This window comes from Acidobacteriota bacterium (assembly GCA_009861545.1).
In the GTDB taxonomy this organism is placed as follows: domain Bacteria; phylum Acidobacteriota; class Vicinamibacteria; order Vicinamibacterales; family UBA8438; genus WTFV01.
The window spans coordinates 20,165-44,863 of sequence record VXME01000067.1 but is presented as its reverse complement, the minus strand read 5'-3'; the positions used below and the strand labels follow the sequence as shown (position 1 = coordinate 44,863).

The 24,699-nt window shown below is 70.2% G+C and carries 19 protein-coding genes; 12 read left to right on the top strand and 7 right to left on the bottom strand.

All coding sequences use genetic code 11. The annotated features are described in order from the left end of the window. The first annotated feature begins 158 nt into the window (after positions 1-158). The 3 genes from F4X11_10590 (at position 159) to F4X11_10580 (ending at position 3,931) form a co-directional block, all read left to right on the top strand. On the top strand, positions 159-572 hold the full coding sequence (locus tag F4X11_10590) for a hypothetical protein (GenBank protein MYN65462.1): 414 nt from the start codon (positions 159-161) through the stop codon (positions 570-572). Further along, positions 442-3,612 carry a TonB-dependent receptor gene (locus F4X11_10585; protein ID MYN65461.1) on the top strand — a complete coding sequence of 1,057 codons (3,171 nt, stop codon included), beginning with the start codon at positions 442-444 and terminating at the stop codon, positions 3,610-3,612. The genes F4X11_10590 and F4X11_10585 overlap by 131 nt, the downstream gene beginning before the upstream one ends. Before the next feature lie 124 nt (positions 3,613-3,736). Then, complete coding sequence (locus tag F4X11_10580; protein MYN65460.1) at positions 3,737-3,931, top strand: hypothetical protein; 195 nt, start codon at positions 3,737-3,739, stop codon at positions 3,929-3,931. Between the two features lie 6 nt (positions 3,932-3,937). Here F4X11_10580 and F4X11_10575 read toward each other — a convergent pair whose 3' ends face one another. Beyond that, positions 3,938-5,743, bottom strand: a complete 1,806-nt coding sequence (locus F4X11_10575; GenBank protein ID MYN65459.1) for a PQQ-binding-like beta-propeller repeat protein — start codon at positions 5,741-5,743, stop codon at positions 3,938-3,940. A 173-nt stretch (positions 5,744-5,916) separates the two neighbouring features. Here F4X11_10575 and F4X11_10570 point away from each other — a divergent pair, with 173 nt between their 5' ends. Genes F4X11_10570 through F4X11_10560 form a run of 3 tightly spaced genes read left to right on the top strand, consistent with a single transcriptional unit; the run spans position 5,917 to position 7,758 of the window. Further along, the gene (locus F4X11_10570) at positions 5,917-7,059 is read left to right on the top strand and encodes an acyltransferase family protein (protein MYN65458.1); all 1,143 of its coding nucleotides are present in this window, start codon (positions 5,917-5,919) and stop codon (positions 7,057-7,059) included. A 28-nt stretch (positions 7,060-7,087) separates the two neighbouring features. Then, on the top strand, positions 7,088-7,354 hold the full coding sequence (locus tag F4X11_10565) for an AbrB/MazE/SpoVT family DNA-binding domain-containing protein (GenBank protein MYN65457.1): 267 nt from the start codon (positions 7,088-7,090) through the stop codon (positions 7,352-7,354). Beyond that, on the top strand, positions 7,351-7,758 hold the full coding sequence (locus F4X11_10560) for a putative toxin-antitoxin system toxin component, PIN family (GenBank protein ID MYN65456.1): 408 nt from the start codon (positions 7,351-7,353) through the stop codon (positions 7,756-7,758). The genes F4X11_10565 and F4X11_10560 overlap by 4 nt, the downstream gene beginning before the upstream one ends. A 12-nt stretch (positions 7,759-7,770) precedes the next feature. Here the strand turns inward: F4X11_10560 and F4X11_10555 are convergent, their stop codons facing one another. The 6 genes from F4X11_10555 to F4X11_10530 form a co-directional block, all read right to left on the bottom strand. Continuing rightward, positions 7,771-8,061, bottom strand: a complete 291-nt coding sequence (locus F4X11_10555; GenBank protein ID MYN65455.1) for a hypothetical protein — start codon at positions 8,059-8,061, stop codon at positions 7,771-7,773. A 20-nt stretch (positions 8,062-8,081) separates the two neighbouring features. Beyond that, the gene (locus tag F4X11_10550; GenBank protein ID MYN65454.1) at positions 8,082-9,362 is read right to left on the bottom strand and encodes a cytochrome P450; all 1,281 of its coding nucleotides are present in this window, start codon (positions 9,360-9,362) and stop codon (positions 8,082-8,084) included. A gap of 78 nt (positions 9,363-9,440) precedes the next feature. Next, a complete protein-coding gene (locus F4X11_10545; protein MYN65453.1) occupies positions 9,441-11,285 on the bottom strand; it encodes a gamma-glutamyltransferase family protein in 1,845 nt (614 codons plus the stop codon). A 105-nt stretch (positions 11,286-11,390) separates the two neighbouring features. After that, positions 11,391-12,647: a DUF2911 domain-containing protein gene (locus tag F4X11_10540; GenBank protein ID MYN65452.1), complete on the bottom strand. Its 1,257-nt coding sequence runs from the start codon at positions 12,645-12,647 to the stop codon at positions 11,391-11,393. An 84-nt stretch (positions 12,648-12,731) separates the two neighbouring features. Next, positions 12,732-14,045, bottom strand: coding sequence for a hypothetical protein (locus tag F4X11_10535; protein MYN65451.1), 1,314 nt, complete (start codon positions 14,043-14,045; stop codon positions 12,732-12,734). A 174-nt stretch (positions 14,046-14,219) separates the two neighbouring features. Further along, positions 14,220-17,015, bottom strand: a complete 2,796-nt coding sequence (locus F4X11_10530; GenBank protein MYN65450.1) for a protein kinase — start codon at positions 17,013-17,015, stop codon at positions 14,220-14,222. Positions 17,016-17,160: 145 nt separating this feature from the next. Between F4X11_10530 and lexA the strand changes: the two genes are divergently transcribed. From lexA to F4X11_10500, 6 genes are all read left to right on the top strand, one after another. After that, positions 17,161-17,790 (top strand): repressor LexA, encoded by a 630-nt coding sequence (gene lexA / locus F4X11_10525; GenBank protein ID MYN65449.1) that lies wholly within the window; start codon positions 17,161-17,163, stop codon positions 17,788-17,790. A gap of 76 nt (positions 17,791-17,866) precedes the next feature. Then, positions 17,867-18,484, top strand: a complete 618-nt coding sequence (locus tag F4X11_10520; GenBank protein MYN65448.1) for a recombinase A — start codon at positions 17,867-17,869, stop codon at positions 18,482-18,484. Next, positions 18,462-20,033 (top strand): DNA polymerase Y family protein, encoded by a 1,572-nt coding sequence (locus F4X11_10515; GenBank protein MYN65447.1) that lies wholly within the window; start codon positions 18,462-18,464, stop codon positions 20,031-20,033. The genes F4X11_10520 and F4X11_10515 overlap by 23 nt, the downstream gene beginning before the upstream one ends. A gap of 144 nt (positions 20,034-20,177) precedes the next feature. Continuing rightward, positions 20,178-23,510, top strand: a complete 3,333-nt coding sequence (gene dnaE / locus F4X11_10510) for a DNA polymerase III subunit alpha (protein MYN65446.1) — start codon at positions 20,178-20,180, stop codon at positions 23,508-23,510. Positions 23,511-23,614: 104 nt separating this feature from the next. Then, positions 23,615-23,902, top strand: coding sequence for a hypothetical protein (locus tag F4X11_10505; protein ID MYN65445.1), 288 nt, complete (start codon positions 23,615-23,617; stop codon positions 23,900-23,902). Continuing rightward, positions 23,893-24,696: a hypothetical protein gene (locus F4X11_10500; protein MYN65444.1), complete on the top strand. Its 804-nt coding sequence runs from the start codon at positions 23,893-23,895 to the stop codon at positions 24,694-24,696. The genes F4X11_10505 and F4X11_10500 overlap by 10 nt, the downstream gene beginning before the upstream one ends. Positions 24,697-24,699: the final 3 nt, after the last annotated feature.

Here is a 24,699-nt window from a genome sequence, read left to right as displayed (position 1 = left end):
GCGTGACTCTTGCTTCCAGGTGAGGTGGTGCGTGCAGCCCGAGTCCCGAGGCAACACGCGCAGAAAGGACACTTCGCATGGACACGCCGTCGAATGCGCGCCGAATCGTTCCACCACTCCCGGCACCCGCCGTGCCCGGAGGATCGCGGAGAACCGAGATGAAGCTGCTGGGAGTGGTCGTCATCGTCGCCGCCCTTGCCTCCATCAACTGCAACGGCGGGCCAACGGAGCCAAGCGAAGTGCATGGACCCGAAGGGCAAGGGGGCGAGTCGGGCGAATCCGGTACGCAGTATGCGACATCGGAGACGGCCACGGAGGTTCGCGCCGGGGTCAGGTTGGTCATCGGCTACAACAGCACGCAGCAGATGTTCACCGGCACGGTCGAGAACACGACGACTGCGACAGTCGCACAGGTTCGTGTCGAAGTCCATTTGTCGAACGGTGTCGAACTCGGTCCCACGCCCCGAGCGGATATGGCGCCGGGAGAGACGAGACCGGTCGAGCTGGACGCTCGGGGGCAGAGCTTCACCCACTACAGCGTCCACGTGGAGATCGGGTCCGGCGCGTCGTAGGCCCAGGCGGACCGGGAAGCCCGGGCCTGCCCGCCCCGCAAGGACGTGTGGAGTAGCATTGTCCCGTATATACGGGACAACACGAACAGTGATTCTGCATCCTCCACTCGACAGTCGACGGCGGGTACGGGCGCTCGCCGCCGCGGTGCTCGCCCTCGCGCTTGCCGCCCCCGCGACGACCGCCGGGCAGTCGCTCGCGTCGGTGCAGGGCTTCGTGAGCGACGGCACGGGCGCGAGCCTGCCGGGAGTGACCATCGAGCTCGTGGACCTCGAGCGCGGCCAGCGCCGCACGGCGGTCACGAGCCAGGGGGGCTTCTTCGCCCTCCGCGCGGTTCCCAGCGGGGAGTACGACCTCGTGGCGTCGCTGGCCGGTTTCCGCACCATCCGGCGCGAGGGCGTCCGCCTGCTCGTCGGGCAGAGCCTCGACGTGGACCTGCAGCTCGGCCTGGCCGCGGTCGAAGAGACCGTGGTGGTTACCGGGCAGGCGCCGCTGCTGGAGGTGGGCCGGACCGGGGTCGCCGGCTACGTGACCGAGGGCGAGATCGCCAACCTGCCGATCTCGGGCCGCGACTTCGTGCGGTTCGCCCTCCTGAAACCTACCGTTCAGGTGGACGCCAGGGGAAGGATCTCGCTGAGCGGACAGCGCGCCGTGAACTCGGGACTCACCATCGACGGTGCGGACGCGAAGAGCGCCTTCTTCGGCTTCGGGCGGGGCGGACTGGCGCGGGAGGGCGGGGGCGCCCTGGTGGCGCAGGAATCCGTGCAGGAGTTCCAGGTGGTTACCAGCGGCTACTCCGCCGAGGCCGGCCGCTCGGGCGGGGGCGCCATGAACGTGATCACCAAGAGCGGCACCAACGAGCTGTCCGGCTCCGGCGTCCTCTTCCTGCGCGACGATCAGTTGGCGGCCCGGTTGCCGCGGTCGCCGCTCGACGCCGCGCGCGGCGTGCCCGCGGACGACTCCCGCTACGAGGTGGACGAGTTCCGCCGCTACAACTGGGGCGCGTCCCTCGGCGGTCCGATCCGGCGCGACCGAACCCACTTCTTCTTGTCCTACGACCAGACCGCCCAGAACCAGCCCTTCCTTCGGGACATCCGCGGGCGCGGGCAGTACGACGCGGTTCTAGCCGCCTTTCCCGAGCTGGTGGCCGGCTACCTGCCCAACGCCGACGGGATCCCCGCCGCCGACCCCGCACGCGGCCGCACCGCGAGCGGGCGTTTCCTCCGGGAAACCGACAACCTCATCCTGTTCGGCAAGCTGAACCACCGCGCGACCGAGCGGCACGCGCTCGCGCTGCGCTACAACTACACGGACTACGCGCGGGTGTCGGATTTCGTCGGGGAAGAATCGCGGCGGTTCGTGAAGAGCCACTCCACGGTAGGCTCGGTCGTCTCGGTCGTCGGCGAGAACGGGGTCAACGAGCTCCGCATCCAGTATGCCTACGACGACTTCGACCGGCGTTCGCACCTGCCCGGCAGCGCGCTGCAGGCCCATTTCGCGATCTACAACCCGTCGTTCGGCTCCTTCGGCAAGCCCTGGTGGCTGCCGGTCACCAACGACGAGCGGAAGGTCGAGATCCAGGAGCGGTTCTCGTTCGTCTCGGGGAACCACGAGCTTCGCACCGGCTTCTCGCTGAGCCACGACGCCCTGAGCGAGTTCTTCGTGGGCAATGCCGACGGGGCCTACGACTTCGATACGCTGCAGGACTTCGCCGCCGGCAACCCCGCCCGCGCCGTCATCTTCTTCGGGAGCATGGAGAACCCCAACTTCGTGGTCTCCCAGCAGATTCTCGGCGCCTACGTCCAGGACTCGTGGAGCCCGAACCGGCGTCTCACCCTGCAGGTCGGCGCACGCTGGGACGGCACGGTAAACCCCGGCGTGATCGAGCACGTGCTCCCGCAGGGGCGGCGCATCCCCAACGACCTCGACAACTTCTCGCCCCGCGCCGGGCTGGTCTGGTCGCCCGACCCGGGGAGCGTCGTCCGGGCCGCGGGCGGGGTCTTCTACGCCCGCACGCCGACACTGCTGTTCTCAACCGCCCACAGCGACACCGGCATCTATCCGCGCTACGGGAACGCCATCGTGTCGCCGGGAGAGACGGGCTTCGTGCCGCTGGGCGCTCCCATCGACAACGACAGCCCGCCGCGCGGCCTGATCCCCGCGCTCAGCCACTTCGATCCTGGCTTCGAGGATCCCCGGACCATCCGCGTCAACCTGGGGTACGAGCGGGAGATCCGCGGCGACCTCGCCGCCTCGCTCGATCTGCTGCATGCCCGGAGCGACGCGCTCGCCTCGAACTTCGACGCCAACGTCCCGGCACCGACGCGCGACGCTTTCGGACGCCCGGTGTATTCCGGCCAGCGGATCAACCCGGCCTACGGGCCCATCCTGGTGCGCGCGTCGCCGGCCCGGTCCGACTACCTGGCGCTCACCGCCGCGCTGCGCCGGCGCTTCCGCGACGGCGTGCAGTTCCAGGCGCACTACACCTGGTCGCGCGACCGCTCGAACGACGACAACGAGCGCTCGGGCAGCCTGACCCTGACCGACCCCACGGACCCGGACTACGACTGGGGACTCTCGATCCGCGACGTCCCCCACCGTTTCGTGGCGAGCGGCGTCTTCTCCCTGCCCTTCGACATCACCGCGAGCGGCATCTTCACGGCGCAGTCGGGCTCGCCCTTCACCGCGCTCGATCCGGCGGTGGGATTCCACAACCACCCCGGCTTCGCCGTCGGTCCGCACGGCGCCCAGACCCGGGCCGTGGTGGACGGCGCGCTCGCGCCGGTGAACGGCGAGCGGAATGCCCCCTGGACCAACCTCGATCTGCGGGTGACCCGACGCTTCCAGATCGGCGGGGCGCGCGTCGAGGGGCTCTTCGAGGTCTTCAACCTCCTGAACACGGGCGCGTTCCGGGTCGAGCATGCCGACCAGCAGGAGGTCTTCGAGCACGACGGCATGACACCGAACCCGGAGTTCGGCCTCGCCAGCGCGCTCGTGGGGGCTTCGCGGCAGGCCCAGCTCGGGCTGCGCATCGTGTTCTAGTCGGTCATCGACGGGTGCGGTTCTGTGCTTGCTCGCAACTCTCAGGAACGTCCGGCAATTGCAGTGTCCCCGTTTCCGGGTCGGCACCCCCGGCTATCGCATGGAAGGTGAGGAGAGACTGATCATGCAGAAGATCCTCGCTCACTTCGCCGCCATCGTCGGTCTCTACCTCGCGTTCTCGTTCGCCTTGTTCCTGGGACTGCAAGTGAATCCTACCCTCGGCAATGTCGGACTCGTCGTGGTCGCCGTTCTGGTCGCGTCCTACGTCTACCTGGGCTTCATCAGGAAACCACCGCCGGTTGCGCCCCGTTCGGAGTGATGGGTCTCAAGGCAGGGCGAACACGAACAGCGTGTTGCTCCCGGTCGACGTCGTCAACTCCGGCGTGATCCGCAGGAAGCTGGCTCCCTGCGTGATCCCCCCGGCCGGGATGGCGACGTACTGGCGGCCGTTCACGCTGTAGCTCATCGGGCGGCCGCTCACCGGGCCGTTCAGGATGGTCTGCCAGAGGATGTCGCCCGTTTCGGCGTGGAAGGCGCGGAACCGGCGGATGGTGTCGCCGGAGAAGACCAGGTTACCGCCGGTGGCGAGGACCGAACCGTAGATCGGCGCGCGCTGCTCGTACTGCCAGAGCGTGCGGCCGGTCGAGGCCGAAATGGCCTGCAGCCGGCCGACCGGCGTCGTGTCGGCGTCCAGCTCCGGGTGGTGGCGCACGACGGCGCGGACGTCGTAGCCGTCGCTCGGGCCCGCCACCTCTACCGACATCGACAGATCCATGCACGAGTTGTTCATCGGCATGTACATCGCGCCGGTGTCGGGGCTGTAGGCCCCCGACGGCTGGTTCTTGCCGCCGAGCAGGTGCGGGCAGGCGAGCACCGGGTCGGTGACCGACCAGGGGGTGGTGCTCTCGTCGATGATCGGCCGGCCGGTCCGCACGTCGAGGCCGGTCATGATGTTCTGGTAGACGGTCGGCCGCGCCCAGAGGAACTCCCCGGTCGCCGCGTCGAGCGTCCAGACCAGGCCGGTCTTTCCCGGAATGCCGGTGATCACCTTGCGGGTCTCGCCGGGCACCAGGTCCGGATGGATCCAGGGCACCTCGGACGGGTCGGGCGACACCTCGGTCTCGACGATGAACCGCTCGAAGACATGGTCGAGGTCCCAGTTGTCGCGCGGCAGGTGCTGGAAGTACCAGACCAGCTCGCCGGTCTGCGGATCGAGGGCGAGCGTCGAGTTGGTGTAGAGCAGGTCGGCCTTGCCCGATCCGCGCAGCGGCTCCGGCAGCGGCGACGGCGGTCCGGTGCCCCAGAAGACGAGGCCGAGGTCGGGGTCGTAGCTCCCCTGCATCCACGCGGAGGTGTGGCGGCGGGCCGAGCGCGCGAGGCCGCCCCACGTGTCGCCGCCCGCCTGATCGGGCGTCGCCGCGGTGTTCACCCGCCAGCGCTCCTCGCCGGTCTGCGGATCGTGGCCAGTGATGAAGCAGCCGCCCGGCCGCGGGCTCGACGGGTTGCAGCGCGAGCCGGTCACCACCATGCCGTCGACGATGATCGGCCCGGTGGTCTGCGCCACCTGCTCGCGCCAGTTCGCGCGCTGCGATTCCCAGACCAGCGCGCCGGTCCGTGCGTCGAGCGCCACGAGGAACGCGTCGTTGGTGGCGACATAGATCTTGTCGTCGTAGATCGAGACGTTGCGGTAGCGCGCGCGCGTACCGGTGGTGTTCCACGGCTCGTCGGGCGTGAAGCGCCGGTACTCCCAGAGCAGGTCGCCGGTGGTCGCGTCGACCGCCTCCACGCGGTCCTCGACGTGCGGGAAGTACATCACGCCGTCGTAGACGATCGGCTCCACCTCCTGGTAGCCCTCGGTCATCGAGCGCGACCAGGCCAGTTGCAGGCCGCCGACCGTATCCGCGTCGATCTGATCGAGCGGGCTGTAACCCCAGAGGCTGTAGCCGCCGCGGAAGGTGAGCCAGTTCTCGGGACGCGGATCGCGCAGCATCTCGTCGGTCACCGGGACGTAGTCCTGCAGCAGCGCGGGGACGTCGTCCTGCGCGAGGGCCGGCGTCCAGGCGCCCGTCGCCGCGAGGCCGATCAGTAAAGCCGCCGAGAGAAACAGGGCCGGCAGGGATCGCGTGGTCATGATCGCACCTCGCTCGGACGGGTTTGCCGTGGGTCGGCATTATAGAGACAATCCGCCGGCCGGTCGATCCATCTTCTACAATCGAGCCGGCGGGCTGCGCCGTCGAACGGCGTAGACTTCTGGACAGGCTTGGCTGGGCGCAAAGCGGAGCGTCAGGCGAGGATTTTCGGGCTATGGCGACACAGGCCGGCACCAACACGACGCGGTTTCACGATCTCGACGCGCTGCGGGGCTTCGCCATGCTGCTGGGGATCCTGCTGCACGCGGGAGTCTTTCTCGTGCCGGTCGAGTACTGGCCGGTGCACGAGGCGTGGGCCTGGGAGACCGCGCCGGAAGCCAACGTCTATGCCTGGATCCTGTCCTTGATTCACGGCTTCCGGATGCCGCTGTTCTTCCTGCTCAGCGGCTTCTTCACGGCGATGCTGTGGCAGTCGCGCGGGCTGCAGCGCCTGTGGCGGCATCGTCTGAATCGCCTCGGCCTCCCGCTGGTGGCCGGCATGTTCACCGTCGTCCCGGCCATCGTCTGGCTGGAAGCCGGCGCCGACTTTGGGCCGCTCGACTGGCTGCTGGCGTGGGCGGGCGGGCTGCACCATCTCTGGTTCCTGTGGTACCTGCTGTTGTTTGCGGCCACGTTCACCGTCGCCGTCAGGCTGGGGCTGACGTTCCGCCATCCGGCGTGGTGGCTGCTGGTGCCGCTGACCGTCGTACCGCAATACGTGATGCACGAGCTGGCGTTCGGTCCCGACACGGAAGACGGCCTGCTCCCCGCCGGCCGCGTGTTCGCATACTACGCCGCGTTCTTCGCGTTCGGCGTGTTCTTCCGCCAGCGGGACATCGCGGTGCGGCGCTGGTGGGCCGTCGCCATCGTGCCCTCCCTGTTGCTGCTGCTTCCCGCCGGCGTGGCCCTCCTTTACGACGAGGGGTTCGAGTACACGGGCGCGCCTTGGGTCTGGGCCGTGGCCGCGGTGGTGCAGGTCGCCTTCGCGTGGCTGATGTGCTTCGGATCGATGGGGCTTTTTCGCTGGATCTTCGCGCGGGAACGATTCTGGGTGCGCTATCTGTCGGATGCCTCCTACTGGCTCTACCTGACCCATCTGCCGCTCGTGATCGCCGCGCAGATGCTGGTCGTGACCTGGCCGATCAACATCCACGCGAAGTTCCTGCTGATCAGCGCGACGATCGTCGCCGGTCTGCTGGTCGTCTACCAGGTGGGCGTGCGCTACACCGTGATCGGGACGGTGATGAACGGGCCGCGCACCCGGCGCGCGGCGCCAGCCGCCCGCCCCATGGTGCCCCGCCCGGAAGCCGGGGGATGAGGCACTCTCTTACTGGTAAGATACCGGCATGGGCATGAAGGACGTGACCACGACGAGACTGTCCTCGAAGGGGCAGGTCGTCATTCCAGAGGCGATCCGGCGGCAGTTGGGGCTCGATCCTGGCGCCGAGTTCGTCGTCCTCGGCGATGTCGACACGATTGTGCTCCAACGGGTCCGTGCGCCGGCCATGCGAGATTTCGACGCGATCGTCACACGCGCACGTGAGGCCGCACGCCGCGCCGGCATGCGTCGGTCGGATGTTGCGGCAGCAATCGAGGCCGTGCGCTCGACGTGAGAGTCGTCGTCGACACGAACGTCTTCGTGTCGGGGGTGTTCTTCGGCGGTGCTCCAAGAAACGTCCTGTCCGCTTGGCGCGACGGCGTGATCGACGTTCTTGTCTCTCGAGAAATCGTTGCGGAATACGTCCGGGTCGGTGACCGGCTGTCTCGGCAGTTTCCGGACGTAGAGCTTGGGCCGGCACTGGAGCTGGTTGCCGCCGCGGCGAGGCTGGTTGTGGCGCCGCCTCTTCCGGAAGCAGTCTGCCGGGACGCGGACGACGACAAGTTTCTCGCCTGTGCAGTGGCGGGGAAGGCCAAGTATGTCGTGAGCGGCGATCTCGACTTTCTCGCTGTCTCCTCGTGGCGAGGCGTTACGGTCGTGCGTCCTCGCGACCTCGTAAACAGACTGCGGCGCGATTGAGGGTGGGTGGGATCACGTTCGGCGGGTGGAACGGCGCAGCCGCGGAATCCACCTGGGCACCTTGCGGCAGTAGGCATCGAATTGCGCTCCGAAGACGCGCCGCAGGTCCGGTTCCTCCTTCAGGCACGCGGCCGACCACACGTAGAGGTAGATGCCGAAGACCGCCAGCGCCGCTCCCAGCCAACGAAGTTGCCCGACGTCCGCCGCGAGTTGAGGGATCCGCTGGGCACGCTGGAGGATCAGCGCCGGGAGGCCGACCGTGAACACGCCGTGGAGGGCGACCGCCGTGAGGATGGTTCTCACCAGGGCCGCCCGTGGCGATCTCAACAGGTCCTCGAGGCCGGGACGGCGGCGACCGGCAGCGACTCGAGCCCGCGCAGCACGACCCCTCGGCGGAATGTGGGGCGGTCCGTGAGCAGCCGCAGCGACGAATAGCGCTCCAGGAGCATCTCCAGGGCGATGCGTCCCTCCAGGCGGGCCAGGGGCGCGCCGATGCAGTGGTGGACGCCGCGTCCGAACGAGATGTTGCTGCCCTGGGAACGCAGGACGTCGAGCCGCTCCGGGTCGTCGAACACCTCCGGGTCGCGGTTGGCCGCGCCGATGGCGAGGATGGCGCCGTCGCCGCGCCGCAGCGCAACGCCGTGCATCTCGCAGTCTTCCAGCACGGCCCGGATATCGAGCTGCACCGGGGTGTCGAAACGCAGCAACTCTTCGACTGCCGCCGGTATCCGGCTCGGGTCCTCCCGCAGAAGCGCGAGTTGCTCCGGGTGCCGCAGCAGCGCCAGCACGCCGTTGCCGATCAGGTTCGTGGTGGTCTCGTTACCGGCAATCAGCAGGAGGCGCAGCATCAGCAACATCTCGCGCTCGGTGAGGGAATCTCCCTCTTCCTCCGCCTGGGCGAGGGCGCTGACGATGTCGTCTCTGGGCTCACGGCGCCGGGCCTGGATGATGGGCATGAAGTAGGCGTCCAGCGACTCGCCGGCGGCCGCGGCCCGCTCTCTCTCGTGGGCGGTGATCGTCGGTTCGAGCAGTCGCGCGCGCGCATCCGACCAGTGCTTGAAGCGGGCTCGGTCTTCGGGCGGCACCCCCAGCATCTCGGCGATCACGATCACCGGCAGGGGGTTGGCCACCGCCGTCATCAGGTCGAATCTCGCGGGGTCCTCCATGTCGTCGAGCAGCTCCCCCATGATCGTCCGGATATGCGGTTCCAGGGCAGCCACAGCCCGCGGCGTGAACGCCTGGTTGACCAGCGCTCGCAGGCGGGTATGTTCGGGCGGGTCGAAGAACAGCATGGTCCAGTCCGCCCGCGGCGGCACGGCCATCTGTCGCCGCCGCGGCGCCCTGCGGTTGGAGGGCATGTTCGAGAACCGCTTGTAGTCGCGAAGGATGGCCTCCACGTCGGCGTAGCGGGTGAACACCCAGGCTTCCAGCAGCCGGCTGCGGTGCACCGGGGAGTGCGCACGCAACCGCGCGTAGATGGGATACGGATCCTGGATCGCCCTGGCGGACAGCGGATTGTAGACGACCCCACTGCGCCAGTACTCCGGCAACGCCACGGCGCCGGCGGCCAGAGACTGTAGCGTCGACCGCAGTTCGGCCAGCATCGCGGAATCGGGTGGACGGCGTTACGGCCGGCGCGCCATGGTCGTGTCCAGCATCCGAATGCGGCGGTGGTCTCCGTGTCAGTACGCCAGCGCGTAGCAGTCGCGCCGCGGGTCGCCGGCGGCCAGGCGGTTGCCGGTCGCGGGATCGATGAGCACCGCGGTGGCGCAGCCGGACATCCCGAAGGGCCGGACCTCGTTGACGTGGTGTCCCCGGCGGCGCAGCTCGTTCGCCACCTCCGACGAGATGTCCCCTTCGAGGTCCATCCGGTTGAAGCCGGCCGCGTGCGGCCAGAACGACCCGTGCAGGTGCTGCGTCCGGACCCGCGGCCACGCGATCGCGTCGTGCAGGTTGGGGTACCAGTCTTCCCAGAACTCGACGACGTTCAGGAACGCCTGCAGGATGGTCTGATCCTGGTTGTCGCCGCCCGGCGTGCCGATCGCCATCAGCGGTTCGCCGTCCTTGAACACGATGCTCGGGGTCAGCGTGTAGCGCGGGCGGGCGCGCGGGCGGATCTGGTTGGCGCGGTCCGGATCGAGCCAGAACTGCTCGCCGCGGGTGCTGAGCCCGATGCCCGTGTCGCCGAGGATGACCCCGCCGCCGGTCCAGCCGCCGCTCGGCGTGGCGTCGAAGATGTTGCCGTCCTCGTCGATGACCGCGATGTGCGTGGTGTCCTTGAGGCCGCCCGCCGACGGCACGAACGATCCGTCGGCGTCGCTGGCCGCCACCCCGTCCGGAATGTCGGCGACCCAGAACGGCCAGTCGTTCACGTTCGGGTCGTGCGGCAGCGGGTCGCCGGCCCGGAACGCACGCGACGCCACGGCCGGGTCGATCTGAGCCGCGCGCTCCTGTGCGTAGGAAGTGGAGAGCAGGCCCTCGGCCGGCACGTCGACGAAATCCGTGTCCGCGTAGTAGGTGTCGCGGTCCGCGTAGGCCAGCTTCATCGCCTCTACGACGGTGTGGATGTAGTCGGGGCTGTTGTGGCCCATCGCCTGCAGGTCGAACTCCTCCAGGATGTTCAGCGCCTGCAGCAGGACCGGACCCTGGCTGTTGAAGCCGTGCTTGTAGATGGTGTAGCCGCGGTAGTCGGTGCTGGTCGGTTCCTCCACGCGGGAGTAGAACTCGGCGAAGTCGCTCAGCTCGAACGGCGCGTCGTGCTCCTGCAGGAAGGCGACCATCTCCTCGGCGATGTCGCCCTTGTAGAAGCGATCACGCGCCGCGGCGATGCCCTGCTCGCGGCCGAGATGCGCGTTGGCCCGCTCCGCCTCCACCATCTTCGTCAGCGTGGCGGCCAGGGTGGGGAACTTGATGGTCTCGCCCGCCGCGTAGAGCGAGCCGTCGGGCTTCAGCCAGAACCGCTGGTTGTCCGGCCACGCCTCCATGAACTCGAGGTTCGCCTCGATGGCGCGGGCGGTGAGCGGGCGCAGCGGGAACCCGTGCTCCGCGTACTCGATGGCGCGGGCCGAGACCTGCTCGAAGCTCATCGTGCCCCAGCGCTCGAGCACCGTGAGCACGCCGTGGAGCGCGCCGGGGACGACGGCCGGGTCGAGGCCCTCGCCGAAGAGATCGCGTTCCCGCGATTCGTACCACTCGATGCTGGCTCCCTTGGGCGCCCAGCCCTGGGCGACGACGGAGGTGACCCTGCCCTCGGCGGCGGGGTATACCAGCACCAGCGACTCGCCGCCGAGCCCGTACAGGTCCTGCTCGATGACGCCGCCCACGAGCATCGCCGTCACGCCCGCGTCGAACGCGTTGCCGCCCTGGATCAGGATCTCGAACGCGGCGGCCGAGGTCAGCGGATGTCCCGTCGACAGCCCGGCGCGCGGCCCGGACACGGCGGGACGCTGGGCCTGCAGCATCGTCGTAGCCAGGGCCAGCAGCAGTCCGGCCAGAACGAGGTGGAATACGGTTCTGCGCTGCATCATGATGTCCACTCCCGATTCAGGACCGCGGTTGTCCGGGGTCCACGTCCGCCGCCGCACCGGCCTCGGTCCAACGACGAACCACTCGACTATCCGACCGAGTCCGCTTCATTCGCTGACGACGAAGTCCGCCGACCACTCGTGCGGGCCCCAGTGCACGACCACTCGCCCCCCGTCGGGACCGGTCGGAACCAGCGTGGCCCCGAGCGGACGGAACGAGCCCGCCGTGCGCGTGTAATCGACCGCGATCTCGGCCACATCGAACGCCGAATCGTACTGGGTGCCCCAGGAGTCCGCCTCGTGGTTGAACACGAACCGCCACCCGTCGTCCGCCTTCCGCAGCCAGATGCCGTAGAAGCCGGCGAAGCCGGGGGCGAGGTTGCCGGTCGGAATATCGGTCTTGCCGAAACGTAGCGAGACGTCGCTCTTGAGGCGCAGCACGGGCGCGCGAATCATCTCGATGATGTCGCCGTCCCGCGCCGCCGCCACGTTCGGGTAGTCCTCGTCCTCGACGTCGATGCTCTTCCAGTACACGAGGGTGATGCCCGCACCGTTCGGCAACACGAGAGCGGTCTCGTTCCGTTCGGAGAGCAGATTGCCGCGCGCGATCGCTTCGTTCGAGTCCACCGCCTCACGAGCGGTGCCGCGGCCCGACACGCGCGCCTGGCGCGGCGTCTCGGGGAGCTCCTCGAACCGGAAGTCGGCGCTCCAGTCGTGGCGCCCCCAGCGCAGCGCGAGCCGGCCCGTCTCGGCTCCCGTTGCGTGAAGCGACGCGCTGAACGTCGGTGCCGCGGTTGCGGTTTCGCGATGGCTCAACGGGACGCTGCGGACGTCTCCACCGTCGGTCGGATGGATCTCCAGTTGCCAGCCCGACGCGTCGCGCACGAGCCAGAGGTCGGGGTCGGCCGGCGCCATCTCCTCGTCGGACTCGTCCGCTTCCTCGGCGTCCTCGTCTGATTCCGCTGCCTCGCCGGCCTCGGCCTCCGCCTGCCGCGCGGCGACGATGGCCGCGATCTCCGCCTCGATCGCTTCGATGTCCGGCTGCAGCGCACCGAGACGCAGGGCGCGATGCACGTCCAGCGTGCCGACTCTCACCCGGGAGCCGACCGTTCCGGAGAGTAGCCACTGATAGGCATGGTGTTCCGCCCGCAGCTCGGGTGGAAACGCCACGGCGATTCCCTGGGTCTCCAGGGTGAGCGACGCGTGCACGAGGCCGTCCGCCTCGTTGCTGGGCTCCGGCGTCTGCGCGCCGGCGACCGTAGCTGTCAGGCACCAGACCGCACCTGCGGCAATCAATACGCGCCCAACGCTTCCGATGCCGCCCCGCGGGTGGGCGGCGCCGCCTCCGTCACTGGCTCCGAGCATGCGATATCCCATGGAGAAAACAACAAGGGCGGGGCCAAAGCAGCCCCGCCCTCTGGAGAATGTCGAACCGCCGTGGCGGGTTCGTCAGTTGTTGTTGGTCGTGGCCGGCATCGCCTCGGTCTCTTCGATCTCGGCGTAGCCGATGAACCCGAGCGACATCTCGTCGTCGGTCCGCGGCCCGTGGCCCACGAAGCGGTTCGGGTTGAAGCCTTGCCGCGAAGCGCGCTCCGGCGAGTTGTCGTACCAGAAGTCGACGTCGATGCGGGTGCCCTTCGGCAGCAGCTTCGGCTCCTTGTACTTGTAGGTCACCTGCCAGCCCTGGTCGTAGTGCGGTACGTCGAGCAGCAGCTCCTCGGTGCCGTCAGGATAGATCGCGGTGTAGCGCGACGCGGTCGCTCGCAGGTGCGCGTGCGGCCAGTAGGTCAGCACCAGCGTGTCCTTGTCGAGCACGCGCGACGACCCGATCCGGTAGTTCGGGTGGTTCGGCGGAATCTCGAACCCGCGGTTGGACAGCGAGTCGTTGATGACCTTGTACTTGACCGGCTCGTCGGCGACGAAGAACGCGATCTGCGGATTGCTCCACACGGCCGAGCCCTCGGCCGGCTCCTTGTGATAGTGCAGGTTGAAGGAGATGCTCGACCCCGTCTTCAACAGGACGCCGAAGCCCTCCGGCAGCATGTCCGCCTCGCCGCCCTCGGCGACGCAGCTCAGCAACTGGCTGTCGGCGACGTCGGCGCCTTCCTCCTCGGCGGGGCCCTCGGGTATGAAGGCGCCCGGCTCGATGACGGAGGAGCACATGTGGTGCGTGATCTCATTGTCGCCGACGCGGAACTCCCAGCCCTTGACCCAGGTGTCCTCCGGCAGGATGTCCTCGGTCAGCTTCGTGTAGAAGGTGATGTTCAGGTCGTAGATGTCGTCCTCGACCAGGTACGGCTCCGGCATCTTCACCACGAAGTCGGGGGTGCCCAGCGACCAGCCGTCGTTGGCGTCCTCGGCCCACTGCGCCGCGGGAGGCGCATCGGCCCTGTCGCCCGCGGGAGCGCCGGCGTCGACCCACTGCAGGATGGTGTCGATCTCGGCGTCGGTCAGGCCGCGCTCGTTCTCGAACACGCCCTGCGGCGCGGAGGCGAACCACGGCGGCATCTCGCGCGACTCGACCTTGCGGGCGATGGAGCGCGCCCAGGGCCGGGTCTCCCGGTAGTCCATGAAGGACATCGGCGCGATCAGGCCGCTGATGTTGTAGCCGGACGGCCGATGGCAGGTCTGGCAGTTCTCCTGCATGATCGGCAGGACGTCCTTGTAATAGGTCACCTCGGCGTCGTGCTGCGCGTAGCCGGGAGCGGCGGCTGCGACCGTGCCGAGCACGAACAGGGCGACGAGCGTGCGCTGCAAGTTCATCGATATCTCCTTGGCACCGAAACCAACGCGTGCACGTACAGAGAGATTGCGTGAAAGAGGATTTGTACCACAGCGCCCGGCGAGCCGCAAGGGAAACCTGCTCCAGGTGGCGCGCCGGCCGCCGGGGGCGTCGCGCACGTGCTCGGGCCTGCGCCGGATTCCTGTCCGGGAACGTCAGGGAATCGGGACGAGCTCGGCGAGCTCCGTGAACCAGTTGCCGACGTAGGCGAGCTCTGCGGCTCCCAGGCGCGGATCGCTCCCCGTCGGGTCCTCGTCCGTCTCCCGGAGCATGACGAAGCGCTCGCCGTCCGGCGCGACGTCCCACTCCCGGTAGGGGGTACCGATCCGGATGCCGCTCGGCAACGCGAACAGCCGTTCCGGACGTGACGGCGTGAAGGTCGGATCGCCGGCGTACCCGACCGCCATCATCTCCCTCCCGTTCGGGCCGGCCGCCACGTAGAAAAGCTCCCCGCCGTCCGGCGACCAGACCGGCGAGAAGCCGGTGCCCTGCGACACCTGCCACTTGCCGTCGTCGACATTCGGGAACGGCCGCACGTAGATGGCCCAGCGGCCGGATTCGTTGGACTGGTAGGCGATCCAGCGGCCGTCCGGCGAGATTCCCGGCGAGGTCTCCACGACCGGGGTCGCAATCAGCGGTTGCGAGGCGCGGCCGCCGTCGAGCGGCAGCAGGTGGATGTCGGCGTTCGTCATGCCGGCGGCGTGCGTGACGACCAGCGTATCCGGGCCGCCTGCCCAGTCGGAGACCATCCGCACCACGGGCTGGCTCCCGGTCAGTCGTTCCGCCTGTCCGGTGCCGTCCGCCGCCTTGCGGAACAGCCCGAAGCCGTTGTCTTCCACGGAGGTGAACACGACGCGGCGGCCGTCCGGCGACCAGAGCGGATTGATGTTCCATCCCTCGAAGGTCAGACGGTTCGAGACCTCGCGGCCGACATCGTAGACGACGATGTCGGCGTTGCCGCCGTCGTCGATGACGTCCAGCGCGATGCGATCGCCGGTGGGCGAGATGCGCGGGGTGCTGTACCCGCGCGGTGGGATCGGGACCGGGTCCTCGCGCCCGTCCCGGTCGATCCACACCAGCCTCCGGCGGCTTTCCGAGGCGTCGTCGTCCGTATCCGCCGTGTAGAGGAGCGTGCCGTCGGCCGACCAGGCGCTCGAGCCGGCGTCCGGAACGACGGGTACCGGCGCACGGGTCAGCTCCAGGCGTTCGGCGTCGAACGGCGCCGCCAGCAGCGTCGTGGTCCGGGACCCGGGCCGTCCGGCTACCGGCCGGGTCGACCGCTGGAGCAGCAGGTGGCCCGTCGGCGTGTAGGTCGCTCCCGCCACGTCGGACGCCACGATCCGCGACTCCGCGTCGGCCAGCGATACGGCTTTCAGTTGCGAGCCTCCGTCGGTCGAGAGCTCGGCGTACAGCAGCACGCGCGAACCGGGCAGCACATGGGGCGCCGAGCAGACAGTCACTTCAGGCACCGCGCCGTCCGGCAGCACCGCCTCGGGCGTCCCCCCGGCGGCAGGCACGCGCAGCAGGCCGCCCAGCGCGCCGAGCACGATGCGGTCGTCGTCGCCCCAGCTTCCGCGCAGCGCGGGGACGTTGTCGGCGAGCGTCACGGCCGCGCCGCCGCGAATCGGCACTCTCTTGAGCGTCCAGCGATACTGGATCCGGTCCGACCCTCCAGGTGGGCCGGAGCCGGCGAAGAAACCAATCCAGGTCCCGTCCGGCGAGAAGAACGGATCGAGCGCGCCTTCCGTGCCGTCCAGCTCCCAGGCATCGCCCTCGTTCAGGTGCCGGACCATCAACTGTCGCGTCCGGCCGCCGGCAGTGCGACCGACGTAGGCCAGCGTCGAGCCGTCGGGCGAGAGGGTGAACCCGGAGCCGCGCGCCATCGGAGACGGCAGGTTGAGGGTGAGGCGCCGGACCGCGGGCGGCTCGGGCGCGGGCGCGAGGGTCCAGAACGTGGCTGCGGCCGCGAGGCAACCGAGCACCAGACCGCCGATCGCCCAGGCGGTCCGCGCTCGCCATCCGCGTAGCGGGGACGGCGATGCGGCAGCGCCGTCCGCCGTTTCCGGCAGCGCCGCGGAAGGGGAAGCCGCGGCTTCCAGGTCGCTGATCGCTTCGCCCGCGTCCCGCATCCGCCGCCGCGGGTCGCGCTCGAGGCAGCGGCCGAGCAGCCGCCGTACGGGTCGCGGCGTCGATGGCGGCACGACCGACAGGTCGAGATCCCGGTCGATCACGCGGGCCAGCACCTGCGCCACCGTCTCGCCGGAGAAGAGACGCTCGCGGGTGAGCATCTCGTAGAGCACGACGCCCAACGACCAGAGGTCGCCGCGCGTGTCGGTCGGTTGACCTTCCGCCTGCTCGGGCGACATGTAGGCCGGTGTCCCCAGGATCAGGCCGCCGCCCATCCGGGTCACCGAGGCAGTGAGGGTCGGCGACTGCAACGGGTCCGCGTCGGGGGGCGGCGCCGGCGCCGTGTCCAACGCCTTGGCGAGGCCGAAGTCCAGGACCTTGACGGTCCCGTCCTCGCGCACCTTGACGTTGGCCGGCTTCAGATCCCGGTGGATCACGCCCGCTTCGTGCGCGGCCTGCAGCGCCAGGGCGATCTGCCGCGCGATGGACAGCACTTCGTCCAGCGGGATCGGTCCCTGCTCGAGGCGATCAGCCAGAGTCGGGCCCTCGACCAGCTCCAGGACCAGCGCGCGCGTGCCGCCGGTCTCCTCGAAGCCGTGGATCTGGGCGATGTTCGGGTGGTTCAGCGAGGCGAGGACGCGGGCCTCCCGCTCGAAGCGCGCCAGCCGGTCCGGATCGGCGGTGAACGCCTCGGGCAGCACCTTCAGCGCCACGTCGCGGTCGAGCCGCGTGTCGCGGGCCCGGTACACCTCGCCCATGCCGCCGGCCCCGAGCGGGCCGGTGACGTCGTAGGCGCCGATCCGTGTCCCGGGTGTCAGCGGCATGGGGCTCTGCAAATGGTAATGCGGACCCGGTTCGAGTCGGCGATCTTCCCGGGTACTCCTAGAATAGCATTCAAATGTATGTTATTGTCTGACCCCCGCGCAGGGCTGGCTCGGACCCGTGCGCGTCGGGAGACGAGGAGGCGCGATGGGAAGGACACCGGCGGGCGAGACGCGCGAGAAGGTCTTCGCCTTCGTGCGGGATCGGCTGCTGGCGGGGCAACCGCCGACGGTGCGCGAGGTGCAGGATGCCTTCGGCTTCCGGGCGGTGCGGACGGCGCAGCAGCATCTGGAGCGGCTCGTCGAGGACGGCCGGCTGGTCGCCGGCCGGCACCGGGCGCGGGGCTACCGGCTGACCGGATCGACCCCGGGGGCGCGCACCGTGCTCGCTCCGGTGCTCGGCCGCGTCCCGGCCGGTGCGCTCGACGAGGCCATAGAGGACCCGGACGGCTACCTGCCGGTCGATGGCCGGGGCGCGGCGGCCGGCGACCTGTTCGCGCTGCGGGTGCGCGGCGAGAGCATGACCGGGGCGGGCATTCTGCCGGGCGATCTGGTGATCGTGCGGCGGCAGCCGACCGCCGCGAACGGCGACGTCGTCGTGGCGCGGGTCGGGGACGAGGCCACGGTCAAGACCTTCAGGCCGCGCGGGCGGCGGGTGGAGCTGCGTCCCGAGAATCCCGCGTTCGAGCCGATCGTGCTCGACGCCGGGGCGGTCGTGATTCTCGGGAAGGTGATCGAGGTCCGGCGGATCCTGGACGCCCGCGGCGTCACGGGCTGACGGCCACGGGCTGAGAGGGAGCCGAGAGGAACGGAGGGGAACAGTGGCGGCGACGATGGCGAACGCGGCGCCGGACATGAACGCACTCGTCTCCGCGTCCCGGAGCTGGGTGCGGCGCAGTCTGACGCAGCCGCCGTCGGCCGCCTGGACCCTGGCCGCGCTCGGCGGCTGCCTGGCGGAGCTGTCGGGCGCCGGTCCCGCGCCGGCGCTCACCCTGGCGTTCGGCCTGGTGCGCGAGGCGCAGCGGCGGGGCGAGCCGGTCGCCTGGATCAGCCGGACCGAGAGCACCTTCTTCCCGCCGGATGCGGCCGCGGGGGGCGTCGACCTGGCGGCGCTGCCGGTGATCCTGCTCGACGACGTGCGCCACCGCCTGCGGGCCGCCGACCGGCTGGCTCGCTCCGGCGCGTTCGGGCTGCTGGTGGTCGACCTCGGCGACCGCCTCGATCTGCCGCTCGCCGTGCAGACCCGCCTGGCCGAGCAGGCGCTCGCGCACGGCACGCTCGTCCTCTGCCTGACGGAGAAGACCGAGCGCCAGCCGTCGCTCGGATCGCTCGTCGCGGTCCGCGGCCAGGCGCGGTGCATCCGTGACGGACCCGATCGCTTCGCCTGCCGGGTGCACGCGCTCAAGGACAAGCGCCGCGGTCCGGGCTGGACCGACCAGGAGTGGTGTCGTGGACCGGATGGCGTGCGTTGAGCTGCCGGCGTTTCCGCTCCAGCTCCTGCTGCAGCGGCACCCCGACTGGGCCGGCCGGCCGGTGGCGGTGGTTGACCGCGACAAGCCGCAGGGCGTGATCCTCTGGGTCAACGAGCACGCCCGCGCGTGCCGCATCCGCACCGGTATGCGCTACGGCGCGGGGCTGTCGTTGGCGCGCACGCTGCACGCCGGGGAGGTGCCGCCCGCCGAGGTCGACCGGGGCGTCGCGGCGCTCGCCGACCGGTTGCGGCGCTTCAGCCCCGACATCGAGCCCAGCCGCGACGAGCCGGGGATCTTCTGGCTGAACGCCTCCGGGCTGTCGCATCTGTATGCGTCGCCCCGCCGGTGGGCGGACGCGGTCGTCGACGCTGTTCAAGCGGGCGGGTTTCGGGCATCGGTCGCCGTCGGCTTCACCCGGTTCGGCACGTACGCCATCGCCAGGACCGCGACCGCCGCGAGCGGCCGACCCGTGACGGTGCTCCGGGATGCGGCCGCCGAGCGGGTGCTGGCGGGGGAGGCGCCGCTGGAGGGGCTGGGTCTCGACCCGGCGCTGCGCGACAGCCTGCAGAAGCTCGGCATCGAGACGTTGCGGGCCTTTCTGCGGCTGCCGCCCGCGGGGGTCCGCCGGCGTTTCGGTCCGGGTGCGGAACGCCTGCACCGGCTGGCCGCGGGCGACCTGTGGGTGCCGCTGCAGCCGCTGCGGGTCCGGGACCCGCTCGTCGCGCGCCACGACTTCGACGACCCGGAGACCGACGTTTCGCGCCTGATCTTCGCGGTCGAGCGGTTGCTGAACCGGCTGCTGGCCCTGCTCGCCGCGCGCCACGAGATGCTGGGGGCGCTGACTTTGCACCTGCGGCTCGACCGGGCCGGCACGAGGAGCGAGCAGATCCGTCCCGCCGCCCCGACGCTGGACGCTGCCCAACTGCTGGGCCTGACACGGCTCCGGCTGGAGGCGTTGGCTCTCGACTCCGGGGTCGTCGAGCTGCGCGTCACCGCCCGCGCGGTCCGGACCGCCGCCGCGCAGCAGGGATTGTTCGTCGAGCGGCCGCCGCGCGACCTGGCGGCGGCGAACCGCGCACTCGCGCGCGTTCGCGCCGAGTTCGGCGACGGCGTGGTGGTGCGGGCGCGTCTCGCCGAGGCGCATCTGCCGGAAGCGCAGTTCGCCTGGGAGCCGCTGGAATCGGCGCCGCGTCCTGCGCCGACGCCGCGGCTTGCCCTTGCATCACGGTCCGCGTCGGCGCCGCGTCCTGTGGCAGCGCCGCGTTCCGCGGCGGGCGACGTCGACTGCCGGCCGCTGGTGCGCCGGATCCACGCGCGCCCGATCCCGCTTCCCCCGCGCCCGCGCCATGAGCCGGACGGTTGGCTGCTGCGCGGCGGCGTGACCGGGCACGTCGAGGATCTCGCCGGGCCGTACCTGGTGTCCGGCGGATGGTGGCGGTCGGCGGTGCACCGCGAGTACTACTTCGCCCGGATGCGCGACGGCGACCTGCTCTGGATCTACTACGACCGGCTGCGCCGGCGGTGGTGGTGGCAGGGGCGGGTGGAGTAGGGAGCGCAGAGGCGTACCCGGATCGAGCGGCGGCCAGCGGCGGTATCGGCGGTTGAGGCTGCGGAGCAGGGGGAGCGACAGAGGCGCCCCGGTCGAGCGGCCGGCACGGCGACGGGCGCAGGTGGAATCAGAGGCAGGGTTGCAATGTCGTACGTTCCGCTCTGGTGCCGGAGCAACTTCTCGTTTCTCGACGGGGCGAGCCACCCCGACGAGCTGGTCGAGCAGGCGCATGCGCTCGGGATCGAGGCGCTCGCCCTGACCGACCGCGATGGCGTGCACGGCATGGTGCGGGCGCACGTGAAGGCGAAGGAGCTGGGTGTGCGCCTGATCGTGGGCGCCGAGGTGACCGTCGACGATGCGGCGGACGTCCCGGCTGCTTCGGAGAGTCATGACGCGGCAGACGCCATGGCTGCCTCGGCGCCCGATGATGCAGCAGATGCATCGGCCGCCCCGACAGCCGATGGTGCGGCGCAGCCTTCCACTCTGGTGCTGCTCGCCGTGAACCGGGCCGGCTACGCCAATCTCTGCCGGTTGATCACCGCCGGCCGGCTGCGGCGGCCGAAGGGGGAGTCGCGCGTCACCTGGCCGGAGGTGTGCGAACGGGCCGAGGGGCTCATCGCGCTGTGGGGCGGCGAGCGGAGCCTGCTGGTCCGGGACGCGGCGCCGCGCGCGGTCGCCGGGCCGCTGCGCGAGGCGTTCGGCGACCGGCTGTACGCGCTGGCGGCCCGGCACCGGCGCGCCGAGGAGGCGCGCCGGGAAGCCTGCCTGCGCCGGCATGCCGGACGCATCGGCCTGCCTCTGGTCGCCGCCGCCGAGGTGCTGTATCACACGCCGGCGCGCCGCGACCTGCAGGACGTCCTGACCTGCATCCGCCACGGTGTCACGCTCGCCGCGGCCGGCCGGCTGATCCGGCCCAACGCCGAGCACGATCTGAAGTCGCCGCAGAGGATGGCGCAGTTGTTCGCCGACGAGCCGGTGCTCGTCGAGCGGACCCGCGAGGTGGCGTCGCGCTGCGCCTTCAACCTGTCCGAGATCCGCTACCGCTATCCCGCCGAGCGGTTGCCCGACGGCAGGACGTCGTCCGCGTGGCTCCGCGAGCTCACGCTCCGCGGCGCGCGCGAGCGCTTCGGCGGCGACGTGCCCCCGGCCATCCGCGAGCAGATCGACCGGGAGCTGGCGCTGATCGACGAGCTCGACTACGGCGGCTACTTCCTGACGATGTGGGAGATCGTCCGCTACTGCCGGCAGGAGGGCATCCTCTGCCAGGGGCGCGGCTCGGCCGCCAACTCGGTGGTCTGCTACTGCCTGGGGATCACGGCGGTCGATCCGACGCGGGTCGAGCTGCTGTTCGAGCGGTTCCTGTCGCGCGAGCGGCACGAGCCGCCGGACATCGACCTCGACATCATGCACGCCCGCCGCGAGGAGGTGATCCAGCACGTCTATCGCAAGTACGGCCGCGACCGCGCCGCCATGGTGGCCAACGTCGTGCGCTACCGCGGGCGCTCGGCGGTGCGGGAGGTGGGCAAGGCGCTCGGGCTGTCCGAGACGGCGATCGACCGGCTCGCCCGGCTCCTCTCGCACTACGGCCCGCTCGACGCGGCGGGGCTGACGCACGCCGGGCTCGATCCGGACTCGCCGATCCACGGGCACCTCTTCAGGTTGTGCGAGCAGATCCAGGACTGTCCCCGCCACCTGTCGATCCACCCGGGCGGCTTCCTGCTGGGCCACGAGCCGGTCCACGACTTGGTGCCGATAGAGAACGCCACGATGCCCGACCGGACGGTGATCCAGTGGGACAAGGACGACCTGGAGGATCTCGGCCTGTTCAAGGTCGATCTGCTGGGGCTCGGCGCGCTGACCCAGCTCGACCTGGGCTTCCGGCTGCTGGACCGGCACTACGGCCGCGCGCTGTCGCTCGACCGGATCCCGCCCGACGATCCGCGGACCTACGACCTGATCTGCCGCGCCGACACGGTCGGCGTCTTCCAGATCGAGAGCCGCGCCCAGATGGCGATGCTGCCGCGGCTCCGGCCGCGGAAGTACTACGACCTGGTCGTCGAGGTGAGCATCGTGCGGCCCGGTCCGATCACCGGCGGCATGGTCCATCCCTACCTGCGGCGGCGCAACGGCGAGGAAGAGATCGTCTATCCGCACCCGTGTCTCGAGCCGGTGCTGAAGAAGACGCTCGGCGTGCCGCTCTTCCAGGAGCAGGTGATGAAGCTGGCGATGGTGGCGGCCGACTACACGCCGGGCGAGGCGGACCAGTTGCGCCGCGACATGGCGGCATGGCGCCGCAGCGGGCGCATCGAGCGGCACCGCGACAGGCTGGTGAGCCGCATGCTGGCGAAGGGGATCGCCCGCGAGTTCGCCGAGCGGGTCTTCGACCAGATCCGCGGGTTCGGGGAGTACGGCTTTCCCGAGAGCCACGCGGCGAGCTTCGCCCTGATCGCCTACGCCACGTCCTGGCTGCGCTGCCACTACCCGGACGTGTTCACCTGCTCGTTGCTCGACGCGCAGCCGATGGGGTTCTACACGCCGGCGACGATCGTCGACGACGCGATCCGCCACGGCGTCGAGGTGCGCCCGGTCGACGTGACGGCCAGCGACTGGGACTGCACGCTCGAGCCCGCGTCAGTCCGTGACCGAGAGGAAGCACGTACTGAACCGGGAGGGGCGAGGCGCCCGCGCAGCAAGGCGCGACGAGGGAGCGGACAGGCAGTCCGTGACCGAGGAGCAACGCCGTTGCGCGGGATGCATCGCCCCTCCCGATTCGCCGTGCGGATGGGGCTGCGGTATGTCAAGAGCCTCTCGGAGGAGCGCGACTGGCGGCGGATAGAGGCGGCGCGGGCGAAGCGGCCGTTCGCGTCGCTGGCGGACTTCAGCCGGCGCACCCGGCTCGACGACCGCGTGCTGCGGCGGCTGGCCGAGGCGGGCGCGTTCGCGCCGTTCGAAGGACGGCGCCGCGCCGCGTTGTGGCAGGCGCAGGGTCTGGGACCGGCATCGGAGGCGCCCCTGCCGGTCGCGCCGGACGAGCCGCTGCCCGACTTCGACCCGCTGGACGACTTCCAGGCGATCGACTGGGACTACCGGTTCAGCGCCCACAGCACCCGCGGCCATCCGCTCGCCCCGCTGCGCGAGGCGCTGGCGGCGCAGAACCTGCCGGACGCCCGCACCGTCGCCGGGATGCCCGACGGCGGCCGGGTGCGCTACGCCGGCCTCGTCATCTGCCGGCAACGGCCCGGCACCGCCTCGGGCGTGACCTTCATGACGCTGGAGGACGAAACCGGGTTCGTGAACATCGTGATCTGGAAGCAGGTGTTCGACGACCACGCCGTGCTCGCCCGGACCGCATCTTTTCTGGGAGTGAGCGGGAAGCTGCAGTCCGAGTCCGGGGTCGTCCACGTCGTGGCCGACGCCCTCTGGGCGCCGGAGATCCCGGCCCGCCCGCCGACCGCCGGCAGCCGGGACTTTCATTGAAGCGCCGGAACGGGCGGTATGGCCCCGCTACGCCCCGCTACGCCGCGAGCGGCTGAAGATGTTGGATGCCTGGTGATGGGTAGCTGCAAGAGCATAAGCGGCTTATGATTGATCGGCAGATGGACACGCCGGACCCGTTGAAGGCGTATCTCGCACGCATCGGTCGAAAGGGCGGATCGAGGAGCCGCCGCGTCCTGTCGTCCGCGGACGCCCGGGACATGGTGCGCGTGCGCGAGGCGCGGCGCGCGTTCCGCGAGTTCCACGCCCAGTGCTTCTGGTACCTTCGCCCGGACTTGCAGGTTTCCCTGGACGATGTTCCCGAGATCGTGCGCGGGCTGCGCCGGAACGGCGGACGGAAAGGGTTCCTGGTTGCGGCCCGGCTATGCCGTTGAGCACCATTCAGATGGACGTCCTGCGGCTCATAGCCGCCAACCGAAGCCCCGACAGCTACGTCGCGGGGGCGACGGTGCTGCATCGGATGGAGGACACCCCGCGGTACTCCGCGGATCTCGATCTGTTTCACGATCTGGAAGACAGTATCGCCCGGAGCGCGGAGGCGGACGCGGAGACGCTCGGTACCGCGGGGTACGAGCTCTCGTGGCTGCTGCGCACGCCCACCTTCCATCGCGCCGTGGTACGTGCGAAGGAACGGGCCATGAAGATCGAATGGGCCCAGGACAGCGCCTTCCGCTTCTACCCGGTACAGGACGACGATCGGTTCGGGTACCGCCTCCACGACGCCGACGCCGCGACCAACAAGGTGTTGGCCCTGGCGGGACGAAGCGAGATCCGCGACTTCGTCGACGTGCTCCATCTCGACGACAGCTATCTCCCGCTCGGCGCCCTGGCCTGGGCGGCGTGCGGCAAGGATCCGGGCTTCACCCCGGAATTCCTGCTGGACCACGCGGCGCGGCATGTCGCCTATACGCAGGTAGACCTCGACCGGCTCTCACTGCGGGAACCGCTCGATCTCGGCGTCCTGAAGCGGCGCTGGATCGCCGCGCTGGAACGGGCCCGGTCGCTCGTGGCCGGGCTGCCGCCGGATGAGGTCGGATGTCTGTACGTAAATGCCGACCGGCACCCGGCGGAGCCGGATCCGACATCCGGTGACTTCCGAGCGCTGACCCGGCACCGGGGATGTGTGCGGGGCGCGTGGCCGACAGTTTCGCCCTATCGGCATCCGTAGCGA

Excerpts from the sequence above, each read along its gene's own strand:
- F4X11_10530 (MYN65450.1), bottom strand. The coding sequence starts at position 17,015 with ATGCCGCTGACACCCGGGACACGGATCGGCGCCTACGACGTCACCGGC.
- F4X11_10545 (MYN65453.1), bottom strand. The coding sequence starts at position 11,285 with ATGATGCAGCGCAGAACCGTATTCCACCTCGTTCTGGCCGGACTGCTG.
- F4X11_10590 (MYN65462.1), top strand. The coding sequence starts at position 159 with ATGAAGCTGCTGGGAGTGGTCGTCATCGTCGCCGCCCTTGCCTCCATC.
- F4X11_10565 (MYN65457.1), top strand. The coding sequence starts at position 7,088 with ATGGGCATGAAGGACGTGACCACGACGAGACTGTCCTCGAAGGGGCAG.
- F4X11_10535 (MYN65451.1), bottom strand. The coding sequence starts at position 14,045 with ATGAACTTGCAGCGCACGCTCGTCGCCCTGTTCGTGCTCGGCACGGTC.
- F4X11_10570 (MYN65458.1), top strand. The coding sequence starts at position 5,917 with ATGGCGACACAGGCCGGCACCAACACGACGCGGTTTCACGATCTCGAC.
- dnaE (MYN65446.1), top strand. The coding sequence starts at position 20,178 with ATGTCGTACGTTCCGCTCTGGTGCCGGAGCAACTTCTCGTTTCTCGAC.
- F4X11_10550 (MYN65454.1), bottom strand. The coding sequence starts at position 9,362 with ATGCTGGCCGAACTGCGGTCGACGCTACAGTCTCTGGCCGCCGGCGCC.
- F4X11_10520 (MYN65448.1), top strand. The coding sequence starts at position 17,867 with ATGAACGCACTCGTCTCCGCGTCCCGGAGCTGGGTGCGGCGCAGTCTG.
- lexA (MYN65449.1), top strand. The coding sequence starts at position 17,161 with ATGGGAAGGACACCGGCGGGCGAGACGCGCGAGAAGGTCTTCGCCTTC.
- F4X11_10580 (MYN65460.1), top strand. The coding sequence starts at position 3,737 with ATGCAGAAGATCCTCGCTCACTTCGCCGCCATCGTCGGTCTCTACCTC.
- F4X11_10575 (MYN65459.1), bottom strand. The coding sequence starts at position 5,743 with ATGACCACGCGATCCCTGCCGGCCCTGTTTCTCTCGGCGGCTTTACTG.
- F4X11_10500 (MYN65444.1), top strand. The coding sequence starts at position 23,893 with ATGCCGTTGAGCACCATTCAGATGGACGTCCTGCGGCTCATAGCCGCC.
- F4X11_10505 (MYN65445.1), top strand. The coding sequence starts at position 23,615 with ATGATTGATCGGCAGATGGACACGCCGGACCCGTTGAAGGCGTATCTC.
- F4X11_10540 (MYN65452.1), bottom strand. The coding sequence starts at position 12,647 with ATGCTCGGAGCCAGTGACGGAGGCGGCGCCGCCCACCCGCGGGGCGGC.